Below are 15628 nucleotides of genomic sequence, written 5' to 3'. Positions count from 1 at the left end.
GTTGCACTTGGTGTGTTAATCTAAGATAGATAATAGGCATCTAAAACAGCAATTAATAAATGTGTATTAAATTACAGAATTAACGCCCGGTTTTAAGCTTATCCCAATACTGCTGATAAACTTGCAACGCTTCATCGCCAACATCTTCTTGAAACTCCGCTTTTGCCAATACTTCTTTGCTTGGATAAATGGTTGGATTGTTGCGCACCTCTTCTGGCATCAGCTCACGCGCGGCCATATTCGGCGAGGCGTAACCAATCTCTTCACTGACGATTTTAGAGTTCTCAGGACGCAGTAAATAATCAATAAATTTGTGCGCCGCGTCGACTTGTTTGGCGTTTTTTGGAATAACAAAGTTATCCATCCAAAGAATAGCCCCTTCAGTTGGATATTTATACACCAAGCTAGTCAAGCCTTCGTTATTGGCGATGATGGCTTCACCATTCCAGCTCATACCAACCGTGGTTTCGCCTTCCATATAGGGCATGCGCGAGGCGTCCGAGTTGAAGGTTTTTACATTTGGCATCAAGGTCGTTAGCTTCTCGTAAGCGGCTTTGATTTCCTCAGGATTTTTACTATTACCTGAATAGCCAAGGGTCAATAGCGCCATGCCAAACACTTCGCGCATGTCATTCATTAGCATCACTTGACCTTTATACTCAGGACGCCATAAGTCATTCCAGCTATTTACGGTGGCAGGATCGACCGCTTCGCCATTGATGGCAAGGCCGGTGCTGCCCCACATATAAGGAATCGAGTATTTATTTTCTGGGTCAACCTTAGTATTGGTAAAGGAGGTATCAAGATTTTTAAAGTTGCTTAATTTGGATTTATCAAGCTCTTGTAGCAGTCCTTCTTTGGCCATTTTTTCCACATAATACGTCGATGGAATCGCTAAATCGTATTGGCTGGAATCATCAAGCAATTTAAGCTTAGCGTACATCGCTTCGTTCGAGTCAAAAGTGGTGTAATTGACCCGAATGCCGGTCTCTTTGGTAAAACCATCGAGGATTTCTTGCGGCATATATTCCGACCAGTTATACAGGTTTAACGTTTCTGCACTGGGCGCAGCGCCATCGGTAGCGGCATTATCTGATTTACTACAGCTCACAAGTACGAGCCCAACTGCCACGGCTAATAAGGCTTTTGGAAGCATGTGAGCGCTACGAGCGGCAGCACGCGACGATGATAAATGAGTCAAAATATCTCTCCTAAAATAAGAATGGTGCAAAGCAAGAAAACCCGTAAAACAGGCACGATGCTAAATTTACAGCTATGTAAACCATTATGGCTATGATTGCGCATAATTTAAAGGGCAATCGTACTTAGCGTTTTACTAGTATCGTTACAGCTCAGGCGATTAAAAATGATATGCCAAATGATCATAAGTGATGACAAATGCTGATTTTTATCATGCTTGATTTAACAATAGTCTTTTATAGAATAAACAGATTTACCATAGCATCGTAGTCGAAAAGGCGACATGATAGGCCGGTTTTATGCCACTATAGTTGCCGTATAAGACTTTAAACAATAAAAATAAGACAATTTTACCCAATTTGAGTGAATTAAAAGAGGAAGACAATGAATAATCGTGTACGCGCTGGGATACTGATGGCTTTGATTGGCATCATAGGTTTTATGATGGTATTTAATTTGGGCTCGCCAACCCCAATCGTGAATTGGCCAGTTGAAACCTATCTGGGTTTGGCATTTACCATTGGCTGGTTAAGCCACGTACCAAATTGGCTGGCTTATGTGCTCGCAGCGTTGGTAATTATTTTAATCATCGTCGGATTTTATAAAGTCGGTAGCTGGTTTTATGGTTTAATGGCTAAGCGTCGTTAAATAGCGTCGTTAAATTTTGCTAGGACGTGCTCTTCTTTTAAAAATGAGGACACGCCTTAGATAAATAGCGGTTTTTATAAACTATTTATCAAGACGCTATATGAAATTGCTCGAGTACCGACTGGATGCCGCGCTCTTCAATCGTACCCGTGACAAAATCCGCGCGCTCAATCAACGCAGGCTGGGCATCGCCCATCGCTACTGCATAGCCGACCAAATCAAACATCTCTAAGTCATTCATGCCATCGCCAAACGCCATGCATTCGGTTGCATCTACGCCATAATAGCGACAGACGTCTTTGATACCGCGCGCTTTAGAGGCGTTTGCGGGCAGGATGTCTGCGCCAATATGATGCCAATGTACCAGTTTTAAATCGTCCTGTGCAAAGTCGATATCTTGCATTTTATCGAATTGATTGTTAAAAAACACTGAGCATTGATAAACAGGGTTTGATTGATAATAGAGTGGATCCACGATAGAGTTGGGCGTTTTGGCATTAAAATCACGCAAACGCTCATTTTCGTCTGACCAAGCAATGTGCGTCGCCGAGTCAAACTTATGAATCAGCTGACTGGTTTGGCATAACTGCACGATTTTGTCCGCTTGCTCAGCAGACAACGGATAATGGCTAATCAAGCCTTTATTATCAAAACTATATTGTCCATTCATACAAATAATGGCATCTAAGACATCCGCTTCGAGCAAGGCTAAAATATCCGCTGGCAATATCGCTTTAGAGCGTCCGGTCGAAATCACCAGTTTAATATCAGTTTTGGCCAGCGCCTCAAGCGTCGCTTGGTTGTGCGTAGCGATGATGCCATTACGGCTGAGCGTGTCATCAATGTCAAAAAATATCACTTTCGGTACAGGCAATGTATGATTGATACTGGCTGGCGCCGCCTTATCTACAATAAACATGAGTATCCTTTATATTTAAAAAACGACTATTTAGGTATTTAAAGCTAGTATAAAAAGTCGTTGAGATTTGCTGAATAATTTTAAATGTAGGGTGTGCTCAGTGCGCCATTTCCATACTTTATTAATCATATCGGTGCGTGGAACGCACCCTACGCAAACTTTAGTCTTAATTTTCTTCAACCCATATTTATATATTAAGCGTTAACCCTAATAAGACTTTTATCAGTGCTAAAATTAACATACTTTGGGTCAATGGCTAAAATCTTTTGCTCAATTTCGTGTTCTGTAAGATGGTCTAAGACTGGATTGTTAAGGGTTTGGCACTTTAATTGCTCAATAACATTAGATAAACCAACCCAATCTTCACTAACCTCATTCTCATTAGCTAATTTAATAATAGTTGTGCGAACGATATCAATAAAAGCAGGAAAGTTGAATTTTCTAACTAGCATATGGCTGTCTTCAATCTTGCATTCGAACTTCACTAGCTTTTTTAATAACCCTGATAGCTTTGCACGTCCATAAGTACGTGTATCAAAATCTGGTTTAACATTATTAATATAGTTACCTATTACTGCTAAGCTAGCCCAACCTTCATCGTCAGAGTTATCTTTGATAGCTTTATAAATCAAATTTAGAGTAGAGATATCAATTTCAGCATTTCTATCATCGATTGACGCTGATTGTGAGATTATTGCTTTTTTATCAACCCTAACTATTGTTATGGAAGCCTTATTTTCAGGCTCAGGTAATAAGTTTTCTATATAAATAAACTTATCACAGGCATTTACAAATGATTTAACCGTACTTTTTTTCCCAAACCCATAAACAAGTAATCCGCTTTCACGAATGCGAGATGCTAGTGGCGTGAAATCACTATCACTAGAGACAATACAAAAACCATCGACGTCTCCTGCATATAGTATATCCATAGCGTCAATAACTAATTTCATATCTGTAGCATCTTTTTGAGTTACATAAGCAAATTGCTGTACAGGTGTAATAGCATTCGGCAATAGTTTATCTCGCCATGATTGAAGCGCTTCTACACTCCAATCACCATAAATGCGTTTGACACTAGCAATACCATATTTTGCAATCTCTTCTAGAATAGGCTCTATACTGCGGTGTGATGAATTATCAGCATCAATTAATACAGCAAATTTTTTCATAACCCAATCTCAACACTCGTCACATTCTGAAAGCCTCTTGGCAACTGACCGCCGCGATTACCACGAGTGCCCGTATAATTGGCCAAATCATTAGGCTTTAGCGTCACGTGGCGTTTGCCAGCAGTGATGATTAAGCTGTCTTGCTGACTGAGTGGCGTGATGGCAAGTACTTCTTCACCGTCTTTTAATTTGATCAGCTTATTACCCTTACCACGTGCCTGTTCAGGCAAATCATCAAGAGCAAATATCAATAGATAGCCCGCATTGGTCACGACAGCAAGATGGTCAGGTGTGGCTGTTACCGCTTCACTATTATCGCCATTAGCTTCTGCATTAGCATCGATCCGCGCAACAGGTAGCAAGCGGCTATCAGTTGCTAGGTTGATGATGTTTTTACCCGCTTTTTGATTGCTCTCGAGATTGCCAACGGTGTTGATAAAACCGTAACCTGCTGAACTTGCGAGGATGATACGTTGGTTATTATCGCCCGTTAATAACTGCTCAAAGCTGGCGCCTGCTGGCGGTTTGAGTACGCTGGTCAGCGGATCGCCTTGACCACGAGCAGAGGCGAGGCTATGCGCGTCGATACTGTAGCTGCGTCCAGTGCTGTCGAGTACGTAAATTCTCTCATTGGATTTAGCACGTACATGCGCTTGATAGCTATCACCTGAGCGATAAGTCATGCCAGCAGCATCGACGTCGTGACCTTTGGCAGCGCGAATCCAGCCCGCTTTCGATAGGATGGCAGTGACAGGCTCGCTTGGTACGAGGTCAGACTCTTTTAACGCTTGCGCTTCTTCGCGTTCTGCCAATTGCGATACGCGCTCGTTGCCGTGTTCCTTCATGTCGGCGCTAAGCTCATCAATCATCAGATTGGTCAGGCTGTCTGGATTGTCCAAGTATTCTTGAATGATGGCACGTTCGGCAGCCAGTTCATCTTGCTCGCGGCGCAGCTCAATCTCTTCTAGTCTTGCCAGCTGGCGCAGACGAATATCTAAGATAGCATTGGCTTGGATTTCAGTCAGATCATAGCCTTGCATCAATGATAATTTTGGGTCGTCTTCTTCACGAATGATACGAATGACTTCATCGATATTCAGATAAGCAATCAGCAAGCCTGCGAGGATATGTAAGCGTTTATCAATTTTATCGAGGCGATATTGCAGACGGCGGGTGACCACGGAGCGGCGACAGACAAGCCATTCTTCAAGGATTTCTTTGAGGTTTTTGACCTGCGGCTTACCATTTAAGCCAATCATATTCATGTTGACGCGGTAATTACTCTCAAGGTCAGTACTGGCAAATAAATGACTCATGACGCGCTCGACATCGACGCGCGATGAACGTAGCTCAAGCACGATACGGCAAGCGTTTTCGTGGTCTGATTCGTCATGGATATCCGTTACCCATGGCAACTTTTTATCCATCATGAGTTTAGCGATTTGCTCTTGAATCTTATTGCCTGACACTTGATAAGGAAGCGCGTCGATGATAACGAGGTTTTTTTCTTTTGGGTCGATATGGAAAGTGGCGCGCATTTTATAACTGCCACGACCGCTTTCATACATCGCCTGCAAGTCTTTTTTACTGGTAATGATTTCAGCAGGGGTTGGCAAATCCGGTGCGGGTATCGATTGGGTCAATTGCTTCACGGATAAATCAGGGTTTTTTAGCAAGCGAATTGCCGCCCGTACCACTTCATTAAGGTTATGCGGCGGAATATCGGTCGCCATACCGACGGCGATACCCGTTGTACCATTCAATAAAATATTGGGTAGGCGCGCGGGCAGGGTGACCGGCTCTTGCATGGTGCCATCAAAGTTATCTTGCCAATCGACCGTGCCTTGACCAAGCTCGGCAAGCAAGGTATTGGCATAAGCCGACATCTTGGCTTCGGTATAACGCATGGCAGCAAACGATTTGGGATCATCGGGACTACCCCAGTTACCTTGACCTGTAATCAGCGGATAGCGATAACTAAACGGCTGTGCCATCAGTACCATCGCCTCATAACAGGCGATATCGCCATGCGGATGATATTTACCCAGTACGTCACCGACCGTACGTGCGGATTTTTTGGCTTTGGCAGACGATTTTAGCCCAAGCTCGCTCATTGCATAAACGATACGGCGCTGCACAGGTTTTAGACCGTCAGCGATATTGGGCAATGCCCGATCCATGATGACGTACATGGCGTAGTTGAGATAGGCTTGTTCGGTGAACTCCGCCACGGAGCGGGTATCCATCGGTTCATTAGGAATAATAGGGTCAATGGTATCAATAACATCGGACATAAAATAGGGTTCGCTTTTGATTCTTAAAAGAGGTTTTTAATCAATCTATATAGGCAGTCCACTATAAAATAAGCACAGAGCTACTGGTATTAATTTTGCGCAGCCTCTGTCTGCGTAGGCACAGCAAGCAAGGAAAATGAATACCAGTAGCGCGTTATAATACTTGTACTAAGTTGATTTAGGACTGACTGTATCGATAAAATAGGGAAAAATAAGATAGTGCTATCGTAAAGGATATTGGCAAAATTAAAAAGGGATAAGTCAGAATAGACGACAGGACGTGACGCGCTTGATATAACAGCTTTAATATCAAATATTGAGAATGAAGTATTGAGCAAAATAGAAATTTGACGGTTTCATAATTTTAGAAATGGTGGAAAATAGTGAAAAAACTGATAAATTTTTTAATAACAAATAAAAGTTTATTATATAAATAGTCGTAATTATAGCCAATTTTAGTATTTAAGTCACTGATATTAATAAAGATAGATATCGTCAAGTAAGTTTAAGAACTCAAGTTTCAATCTTTTGTATTGAGTAGTTTGTATAAAGTGTGTATGTTAATCAACAAAGGGCTATTTACCGTTATATTGTTGATCCTTCACCATATTCCATATCATTAGCCGCCAACCATTACTTACGTTATATCAATGGTTGGTTGTACGGCGATGTTAGATATGTTTGACCTTTTCGATTATGGATGGATTGATACCAGCACACTATTATTAGGAGCAGTAAGATTATGGAAAATCAAGGTAACGTAATTCGTCGCGATGACAAACCGTGGGTAAAAACTTACGAAAAACTTGGCATCCAATACGATATTGATATGCCGCCCGCCAACACTTCTTTGATCGATATCCTCGAACAGAATTTCGTTACCCATGCAGGTCGTACCGCTTTTGTGTGCATGGATGTGACACTTTCTTATGAAGATTTAGACCGTTATAGCAAACAAATTGCCGCGTATCTACAGTCGCTTGGTTTACAAAAAGGCGATAAAGTAGCGGTTATGATGCCCAATATCTTGCAGCTACCGGTTGCTGTATTAGGGGTGTTACGCGCTGGCATGACCTTGGTCAATGTCAATCCACTTTATACCGCCAAAGAGCTTGAGCATCAGTTAAAAGACTCTGATACCAAAGTGCTATTCATCCTAGAAAACTTTGCCAAAACCTATCAAGACATCGGTAAAGACTTGGTTGATCACGTCGTCATTACCTCGATGGGCGATTTGATGAGCCCGTTAAAAGGCTTTATCGTGAATGCAGTCGTGCGCCATGTCAAAAAACTGGTGCCTGATTATAAGGTTAACGGTAGCGTAAACTTTAAAAAAGCACTCAATAAATTGTCTGTCAAAAACTATAAACGCCCAACCAATATCGGTCTTGATGACGTGGCGGTCCTACAATATACAGGTGGAACCACAGGTGTTGCCAAGGGCGCGATGCTGACGCACGGCAACTTGGTCGCCAACCTTATTCAATGTGATACTTATCTTGGCGATGCGTTTGATAAGTTCCAAGAGCGTAACGAGCAGCCGGTTATTATGACCGCCTTGCCGCTGTATCATATTTTCTCATTTACCGTTTGCGGTATGTACGGTTTATATAAAGGTTGTATCGGCTTATTGGTACCAAATCCACGTGATGGCGCAAGCTTAATCAAGGCTTATAAGGACTATCCACCGGCGTTTTTCCCAGCGGTCAACACGCTGTTTAACGCGCTTGCCAACAGCGAAGCCTTTCAAGCATTGGACCATAGCAAGCTTGAGATGTCGATGGGCGGCGGCATGGCAGTATTAAAAGACACCGCGGCTAAGTGGGAAAAAATAACCGGCAATATTATCGTCCAAGGTTATGGCTTATCAGAGACATCTCCTGTCGCGTCGGCAAACCCGCAAGGTACCGGCGAGTTCTCAGGAAATATCGGTCTACCGATGCCAGCGACTGACATGGCCATTTTGGACGAAGAAGGTAATGAGTTGCCAATTGGTGAGCGCGGCGAAATCTGTGTTCGTGGTCCGCAGGTTATGAAGGGCTACTGGAAACGCGAAGACGCGACGGCTGAGGTCATGACGGCGGATGGCTATTTCCGTACCGGCGATATCGGCGTGATGAATGAAGAAGGTTACTTTAAGATTGTCGATCGCAAAAAGAATATGATTTTGGTCTCAGGCTTTAACGTTTATCCAAACGAAGTAGAAGATGTGATATCTGGTCATCCAAAGATTTTGGAATGCGGCGTTATCGGTATCGACGATGAAAAAAGCGGCGAAGTGCCGAAGATTTTTGTTGTGCGTAGTGATAGTAGCCTGACCGAAGAGGAAGTGCTTGCTTATGCCAAAGAAAACCTCACCGGTTATAAGCGTCCTCGTTATGTTGAATTTATCGACGAGCTGCCAAAGTCTAACGTCGGTAAGATTTTACATAAAGACTTACGCGCCCTAGAAGAAAAGAAACACGCTTAAACCGTCTCATATCATAAATAGCCTAATACCAAATTTAGCGGGCTTTTTATAGCGCTTTATCAATACTGAGCATTGATAAAAATATCTTGATATTTGATAGGCGAATGGTGAAAGATGATAAGGTCTTATGCAAATGACCTTATCATTTTTTTTGTTTTTCTATAAGGGTTTGCTAGTATTCATAGAGAACTGGGCGCAAAACTGCTATAGTTCTTGCCCATAAATACTCTATTTAACAGGTGTATTTGACGATAAATGTAGAATATTATCGTCATAAATACCCTTAGACAGGCTCTATATGTCTCGAGATTTTTAACTTAAAAGTTTGTGAATGACAAATTCTCTTGAATAAGCAGTTTCTTATGTCATAAGACTTCTTATTCACAAGTTTTTGCTTTTATAACTCAGTGATTGTAAACCACGGTGATTCTATTTAATAAATTTTTATAGCAACTTACTAACAGTAATATTTAGGGAAGATTATGACGGACAGTACCAATAAAGAAGCCAAAAACCATAACGCTGCGGCAGATAGTCAATCAATGGTTGAAAATACCTTTCCTACCATGCCGACGATAGACAGCGACAGTCCGTGGTTAGGCGCGTATGAGCGCTATGGCATCAATGCAACCATCGATATGCCAGAAGACAATACGTCTTTACTGGAAGTGTTCGAACGTAATTTTAGCCGTTATGGGCAAAAACCTGCTTATATTTGCATGGGTTCGCCAATCACCTTTAAGCAGTTAGATTTATACAGCCGCCAAATCGCCAGTTATTTGCAGTCATTAGGATTGGTCAAAGGTGACAAAGTTGCCGTTATGATGCCCAACATCTTGCAGTATCCTATTGTGATGCTCGGTATCATCCGCGCTGGCATGATTTTGGTCAACGTTAACCCGCTATATACCAGTCGCGAGTTGTCGCATCAGCTAAACGATAGCGGTGCCAAAGCGTTATTTATCGTTGAGAATTTTGCCAAAACTTACCAAGAAGCCGAAGACAAAGGTCAAGTACAGCACGTTATCGTCTGTAAATTGGGCGATATGCTTGGTTTGGTCAAAGGCACCGTCGTCAATCTTGTTGCGCGCCACGTGAAAAAAATGATTCCGGCTTACCGCCTGCCCGGTAGCACGAGCTTCAAACACGCGTTAAATGCCGTTTCAGCGAGTAAATATAAGCGTCCTGATTTAAACTTAAGCGATGTCGCCTTGTTGCAATATACCGGCGGTACCACCGGTGTTGCCAAAGGTGCGATGCTGTCACACGGCAACTTAGTCGCCAACATGCTCCAAATCAGTGTCTTAATGAATAGCGCCTTCGACGACGATGTCGATGCCGATGACGTGATTTTGACCGCGCTGCCGCTATACCATGTGTTCTCGTTTATGGTTTGCGGTATGTACGGCATGTATCAAGGTTATGCTGGCTTGCTGATTCCAAATCCGCGTGATTTGGATGGATTGATTAAAGAGATGGCGAAGTATAAACCGGCATTTATTCCGGCGGTAAATACTTTGTTTAACGGTTTGGTCCATAAAGAAGGTTTTGCCGGTTTAGATTTCTCTAATCTAAAAGCCTCGATTGGCGGTGGCATGTCGGTCTTGCCAAGCGTGGCAAAAGAGTGGCATAAAATCACTGGCTTGCCCATCGTTGAAGGGTACGGTTTGTCGGAAACCTCACCAGTAGTGGCCTTTAACCCAATGACCATCTCTGAATTTACCGGTAAAATTGGTATTCCTGCTTCTAGCACCGACATTATTTTAATCGATGATGATGAAAATGAAGTTGCACTCGGCGACCGCGGTGAAATCTGTGTCAAAGGGCCACAGGTGATGATTGGTTATCAAAACCGCCCACAAGAAACGGCTGAAACCTTTACTGCCAAAGGTTTTTTGAAAACGGGCGATATCGGTATCATGGACGAAAAAGGCTTTATCAAAATCGTTGATCGCAAAAAAGATATGATTTTGGTGTCAGGCTTTAACGTCTACCCAAATGAAATCGAAGAAGCCATGAGCGAGCATCCGAATGTGGTAGAATGCGGCGCTATCGGCATTCCTAATGACGAGCGCGGCGAAGATCCTAAGCTGTTTGTGGTCAAAAAAGGCGAGGTAACTGAGCAAGAGCTGATTGATTTTGGCAAAAAGCAATTAACCGGTTATAAGCGTCCGCGTCATATTCAGTTCGTAGATGAATTACCAAAATCAAACGTCGGTAAAATCCTGCGTAAAGAATTGCGTAAGATGGAAGGGTTAGAATAAGGTTGGCAGCAGACCTTTAACACTAAACTTTTGGCATCAAACTTTTAGCACTAAATCTTGCGAAAGTAGCGGCGTAATAGCTTGGTGATTCTTGCTATTGCGCCGCTGCCACGTTAGGATAACGTCATCTTTTCGCTTGCTAACATAGCTGTTGACGTCGCGACGACCCTATTGTTTTATAACGCTTTATCACTTTGATTTTATAACATCGTACTAGGAAATTTTATGCGTATTGATAACCGTGAGCTTAACCAACTTCGCTCAATCAGCTTTGAGCGCCATTATACGAAGCATGCTGAAGGTTCAGTATTGGTCAGCTTTGGCGATACCAAAGTACTATGCACCGCAAGCGTTGAGTCGGGCGTACCACGCTGGCTCAAAGGTAAAAGCAAAGGCTGGGTTACCGCCGAATACGGCATGTTGCCGCGTGCGACCAATACCCGTAACCAGCGCGAAGCAGCTCGCGGCAAACAGTCAGGGCGTACGCAAGAAATTCAGCGTTTGATCGGTCGTAGTTTACGAGCAATGATTGATTTGGGTAAACTTGGCGAAAATACCATCTATCTTGATTGTGATGTCTTGCAAGCGGACGGTGGCACGCGTACTGCGAGCGTGACGGGTGCAGCCATTGCCCTTATCGATGCATTAGAGAGTCTACAAAAAGCCAAAAAACTAAAAGCTGATCCGTTAATTGGTTTGGTCGCTGCGGTATCGGTTGGTATGAAAGATGGCGAAGCGTATTTGGACTTAAACTACGAAGAAGACGCCAGCTGTGATACCGATTTAAACGTGGTAATGACCCAAAAAGGCGAGTTTATCGAACTACAGGGTACGGCAGAAGAAAAACCTTTTACCCGCGCTCAAGCAGACGCTATGCTTATCCTTGCTGAAAAAGGTATAGCTGAACTTATCGATATGCAAAAAACAGCATTGGGTTGGTAAGTTTCCAACCCATCCTTTATAACTGCTTATTTCAGTTTTTAACCATCCACTGCTCTTAAACAGGTATTCATGCATGCTAAAGCTGACCGATGACGGCGCCAAAATCACCTTGCAAGGACAGTCGCCCGCAGCCGATAACGGGCTGTTTTGGTTCGGCACCGCATTACTGGTTGGGGCAGTGGCGGTCGCTTTGGCAATGAGCTTACTACCTGAGCGCTTAGCAATTGGCGCCTTGGCACTATTGATTATTGGTAGTTTTATTTTTAATCGGCAGCGCCAACAGCGTAAAAAAACCATGAGCGGCGTTATTAGTAGCGGCGTCTTGTGGGTGCGCGATGGCGAGTTGGTACATGACCATCAAGGTATACGCGCGCATATCCATCTGACCGATGGCGACAAAATTACCTTAATTGGCGAGCAGCTACAAATTGCCGATTGTGATGACATTCGTAAATATCTAATCAGTGGCTTTGATAATATCCAAGAAGCAACCGCGACCAAAGCCATCTTACAAGGTCAGGCTTTGAGCAAACGCCATGCCAATATAAAAATGAGCGATGAGTAAATTATTGATTAGCTTTTATCCTTTGGTCTGTTTTTCTATAAATAGTCTACAATCTGATAATAGCTAAGTATTCTTTCTGAATCTCCGTTCATATTTCTAAAGCCGATGTCTTTCTAAAAACCATATTTTCATAAAAACCAAGCCTCGTTTTACCACTTATCCTTAAAATTATACCTTTTATCGCTAACCTCAAAGCAATAGTACTTGCAGATTCCTGTACAAATGGTTTATAAGTAGGATTGAAAAATTTATCTTATTTACCGTTAATACGCTTATTGATGCCAGCTTATAAAGACCAAACTTTGTGAATGGTCAAAGCTCAAGCTAAGTCATCAATAATATGTCGCCAAGGAGTTGGTCATGTCGCGTTTGTCCTTTTGGTCAATCACAACGTCGAGCAGTGCATTATTATTTACCTTTGTTACAGTTTTTCCGGTCAACCAAGCAAATGCCGATAGCATGAGCGCCCTGATTGCACAAAAATCAGCTCAACCTAATTATAGCGCCCGATATACCCCAACGTACTCAGCGGTTCCTCCTGCCAAAATCAGTACACGCTCTACCATTCAACGTGCTGGCAATGCTGCTAGCTATCGCTCAGATACGAGTAGCGCGCAACCAAGTTATTCTACTAATCGCGCTTCTAATAACAGCTACTCGAATAATTCGTATTCTAACCAAAATGCTTATATCGGTAACGCCCAAAGCAATTACCGCTATCCGGCAGTTCAACGCCAAGCGCCAACCGTTCTGCCGGCATTTCTATCGGGCAGTTATGACAATGTCGATAGCGAATATTTGCCGCTACTCAGTAATGCTGAAACCCAAAGTAGTCGGGCGGCGCGGGAAGTCATCAGCACCGCGCGCAAGATGGCGCTCAATGAGCGGACGATTATTAAAGGTGGCTGCTGGGATTATCTCAATGCGGTATTTAATCGAGCAGGGGTGAGCCGTAATACCATCCATAAAGGCACCTACGGACAAGGCCCTTATGCCAATAGCAGTGAGATTGAAGTCGGTGATTGGCTCTACTATATCAATCACGGCTACAATGGCGTCGAGCATAGCGGACTGTTTGTTGGCTGGGTCGATGAGCGTGCCAAGCAAGCATTGATACTTAGCTATGCTGGTGAAAACCGCCGTGAACCTGCGCGCTATCGTGTTTACGACTTAAGTAATGTCTATCAAATCATGCGGCCAAATGTTTAATAGCGTTAATTTGAGATAACAAGACTTAAAAAAAGCGTCCGTTACCTATTAAAGTAATAAACCGTCCAACATTTGGGGGTCGGTTCATAACGGACGCTTTTTTTTGAGTTTCAGACTCAAGATAAAAATACTTTTAAGGTAAGTCAGCTTTACTTTCCATTATTTTAAAAAGGTTTTACCACCACTAAAATGACGATAAAAATTAATGCAAATACGGGAATTTCATTAAACCAGCGCCAAAATTTATGTGATTTATAATGCGGATTATCAATCAGCTTTTTACGATAAAATCCGCAAGCGCCATGATAGCCTGATAGCAGTACTACCAATAATAATTTAACGTGTAGCCAGCCCTGAGTTTTATACACATCCCAGCCCATTCCCAACATCCATAAACCAAACAACCAAGTGGCTATCATCGATGGTGTCATGATACCGCGATAGAGCTTGCGCTCCATAATGGCAAAGCGCTCATGGCTGACGCTATCGTCACTCATCGCATGATAAACGAATAGGCGCGGCAAATAAAATATCGCCGCAAACCAGCACACCATAGAGATAATGTGAGCCGCTTTAATCCAATTAAAATAGTCTGCCATCATTTTCTCTCTTACGTTTTAATATTTTGTGCGCAATGTCGTGCGCAATTTCTTAATTAATAATGTTGGCAAGCTTAGCGTAGATGACGCGATAATGGTAGCGGCACGTATGGCATTTACTCTGCTAAGACAACTTGCGACTGATGACCACTCATGGCGTCAAGCACCGCTACTTGCTTTGGCGCTCGTGGCGCGGCGAATTGCTTGGTTAAGCCAAGCTCGCGCATCAGCCTATCGTCACCTGATTGGCTGGCATTGCCGGTGGTCAAAAGCTTATCACCATAAAAGAATGAATTTGCCCCTGCCATGAATGCCAATGCTTGTTCAGCGTCAGACAAGCTTTCGCGTCCAGCAGATAAGCGTACGTAGCTGGTTGGACAGCAGATACGCGTTACGGCAATCGTCCGTATCCATTCAAGGACAGATAGCTGACCTTCTGCTAATACTTTATCGCCAATCGGCGTCCCTTGAATAGGCACCAATAAATTGACTGGAATAGATTCAGGCGCTTTGGGCATTTTCAGCAGCTCATGAACCCAATCGATGCGATCATCACGGCTTTCACCCATGCCGACGATATTGCCGCTACAAACGTTAATACCTGAATTGCGTACATTCGCAATGGTATCTAAGCGCTCATCATAGCTGCGCGTACTGACCACTTGCTCGTAGTAACTTCTCGAGGTATCGAGATTATGATTGTAATAATCTAAACCTGCATCCGCCAACTGTGCCGCTTGGTCTGTATCTAGCATGCCAAGAGTCATACAGGTTTCAAGTCCCAATGCTTTGACTTCTTTGACCAGTTCGACCACATAAGGCATGTCTTTGGCGCTTGGGTGTTTCCACGCTGCACCCATACAAAAGCGCGATGAACCTGTGGCTTTGGCGCGTTTGGCGGCGGCAATGACTTTATCGACTTCGATACGCTTTTCTGCTTGTAGCTTAGTGGTATCGCGGTGGTGACCGGACTGCGAGCAGTAACCGCAATCTTCAGGGCAGTTACCGGTCTTGATAGACAGCAAAGTGCTGATTTGTACTTCATTAGCGCTAAAGTGTTGGCGGTGTATGGTCTGTGCTTGCAGTAATAAATCCATCAACGGCAAGTCAAACAACTGAGCGATTTGTTCACGGCTGTATTTTTTCTCGCGGTTTTTAGTCGCGTCTGTCGCTAAGCTTGCTAAAAAATCATGGGACGCATTGTTATTATTAAGTATTGAATCAGTATTATTATGACTATGGTTATTGGCATTTGGTTCTGAGATATTAAGCAATCCTGCCATGAGATAAATCCTTTTATAACGATATTAAGAGGTATTAGATAAACTTAGATTAACACACCAAGT

Annotated in this window: 12 protein-coding genes; 6 read left to right on the top strand and 6 right to left on the bottom strand. The window is 43.2% G+C overall.

What is annotated here, in order from left to right:
- Positions 1-79: 79 nt before the first annotated feature.
- Complete coding sequence (locus tag FOR85_RS11940) at positions 80-1201, bottom strand: PotD/PotF family extracellular solute-binding protein (protein WP_144298086.1); 1122 nt, start codon at positions 1199-1201, stop codon at positions 80-82.
- A 383-nt stretch (positions 1202-1584) separates the two neighbouring features.
- Here FOR85_RS11940 and FOR85_RS11935 point away from each other — a divergent pair, with 383 nt between their 5' ends.
- Positions 1585-1848: a hypothetical protein gene (locus FOR85_RS11935; RefSeq protein WP_144298085.1), complete on the top strand. Its 264-nt coding sequence runs from the start codon at positions 1585-1587 to the stop codon at positions 1846-1848.
- Between the two features lie 88 nt (positions 1849-1936).
- Here FOR85_RS11935 and FOR85_RS11930 read toward each other — a convergent pair whose 3' ends face one another.
- The 3 genes from FOR85_RS11930 to parC all read right to left on the bottom strand — a co-directional run bounded on the left by FOR85_RS11930 (position 1937) and on the right by parC (position 6233).
- Positions 1937-2767 carry a Cof-type HAD-IIB family hydrolase gene (locus FOR85_RS11930; RefSeq protein WP_144298084.1) on the bottom strand — a complete coding sequence of 277 codons (831 nt, stop codon included), beginning with the start codon at positions 2765-2767 and terminating at the stop codon, positions 1937-1939.
- A 194-nt stretch (positions 2768-2961) separates the two neighbouring features.
- Entirely contained in the window at positions 2962-3939 is a 978-nt protein-coding gene (locus FOR85_RS11925; protein WP_144298083.1) for an NYN domain-containing protein, read from the bottom strand.
- A complete protein-coding gene (gene parC, locus FOR85_RS11920) occupies positions 3936-6233 on the bottom strand; it encodes a DNA topoisomerase IV subunit A (RefSeq protein ID WP_144298082.1) in 2298 nt (765 codons plus the stop codon). Before parC ends, FOR85_RS11925 begins: the two co-directional genes overlap by 4 nt.
- A 742-nt stretch (positions 6234-6975) precedes the next feature.
- On the opposite strand from parC, the gene FOR85_RS11915 reads away from it, so the two are divergent.
- From FOR85_RS11915 to FOR85_RS11895, 5 genes are all read left to right on the top strand, one after another.
- Complete coding sequence (locus tag FOR85_RS11915) at positions 6976-8703, top strand: AMP-binding protein (RefSeq protein ID WP_144298081.1); 1728 nt, start codon at positions 6976-6978, stop codon at positions 8701-8703.
- A gap of 542 nt (positions 8704-9245) precedes the next feature.
- On the top strand, positions 9246-10967 hold the full coding sequence (locus FOR85_RS11910) for an AMP-binding protein (protein ID WP_373681955.1): 1722 nt from the start codon (positions 9246-9248) through the stop codon (positions 10965-10967).
- Positions 10968-11192: 225 nt separating this feature from the next.
- Positions 11193-11909, top strand: a complete 717-nt coding sequence (gene rph / locus FOR85_RS11905) for a ribonuclease PH (RefSeq protein ID WP_144298079.1) — start codon at positions 11193-11195, stop codon at positions 11907-11909.
- A gap of 73 nt (positions 11910-11982) precedes the next feature.
- Positions 11983-12474 carry a hypothetical protein gene (locus FOR85_RS11900; RefSeq protein ID WP_068403632.1) on the top strand — a complete coding sequence of 164 codons (492 nt, stop codon included), beginning with the start codon at positions 11983-11985 and terminating at the stop codon, positions 12472-12474.
- 360 nt (positions 12475-12834) lie between these two features.
- Positions 12835-13683 carry a hypothetical protein gene (locus FOR85_RS11895; RefSeq protein ID WP_144298078.1) on the top strand — a complete coding sequence of 283 codons (849 nt, stop codon included), beginning with the start codon at positions 12835-12837 and terminating at the stop codon, positions 13681-13683.
- 164 nt (positions 13684-13847) lie between these two features.
- Here the strand turns inward: FOR85_RS11895 and hemJ are convergent, their stop codons facing one another.
- The gene (hemJ, locus tag FOR85_RS11890) at positions 13848-14282 is read right to left on the bottom strand and encodes a protoporphyrinogen oxidase HemJ (protein ID WP_144298087.1); all 435 of its coding nucleotides are present in this window, start codon (positions 14280-14282) and stop codon (positions 13848-13850) included.
- A 116-nt stretch (positions 14283-14398) separates the two neighbouring features.
- A complete protein-coding gene (bioB, locus tag FOR85_RS11885) occupies positions 14399-15565 on the bottom strand; it encodes a biotin synthase BioB (protein ID WP_144298077.1) in 1167 nt (388 codons plus the stop codon).
- Positions 15566-15628 lie beyond the last annotated feature (63 nt).

Source organism: Psychrobacter sp. YGAH215 (assembly GCF_007280595.1).
In the GTDB taxonomy this organism is placed as follows: Bacteria; Pseudomonadota; Gammaproteobacteria; order Pseudomonadales; family Moraxellaceae; genus Psychrobacter; species Psychrobacter faecalis.
Note: the sequence above shows the minus strand (reverse complement) of the source record. Positions and strands in the feature narration are given on the sequence as shown.

Coding starts and splice junctions, on each gene's coding strand:
- FOR85_RS11935 (WP_144298085.1), top strand. CDS start 1,585: ATGAATAATCGTGTACGCGCTGGGATACTGATGGCTTTGATTGGCATC.
- FOR85_RS11930 (WP_144298084.1), bottom strand. CDS start 2,767: ATGTTTATTGTAGATAAGGCGGCGCCAGCCAGTATCAATCATACATTG.
- FOR85_RS11925 (WP_144298083.1), bottom strand. CDS start 3,939: ATGAAAAAATTTGCTGTATTAATTGATGCTGATAATTCATCACACCGC.
- parC (WP_144298082.1), bottom strand. CDS start 6,233: ATGTCCGATGTTATTGATACCATTGACCCTATTATTCCTAATGAACCG.
- FOR85_RS11915 (WP_144298081.1), top strand. CDS start 6,976: ATGGAAAATCAAGGTAACGTAATTCGTCGCGATGACAAACCGTGGGTA.
- FOR85_RS11910 (WP_373681955.1), top strand. CDS start 9,246: ATGGTTGAAAATACCTTTCCTACCATGCCGACGATAGACAGCGACAGT.
- rph (WP_144298079.1), top strand. CDS start 11,193: ATGCGTATTGATAACCGTGAGCTTAACCAACTTCGCTCAATCAGCTTT.
- FOR85_RS11900 (WP_068403632.1), top strand. CDS start 11,983: ATGCTAAAGCTGACCGATGACGGCGCCAAAATCACCTTGCAAGGACAG.
- FOR85_RS11895 (WP_144298078.1), top strand. CDS start 12,835: ATGTCGCGTTTGTCCTTTTGGTCAATCACAACGTCGAGCAGTGCATTA.
- hemJ (WP_144298087.1), bottom strand. CDS start 14,282: ATGGCAGACTATTTTAATTGGATTAAAGCGGCTCACATTATCTCTATG.
- bioB (WP_144298077.1), bottom strand. CDS start 15,565: ATGGCAGGATTGCTTAATATCTCAGAACCAAATGCCAATAACCATAGT.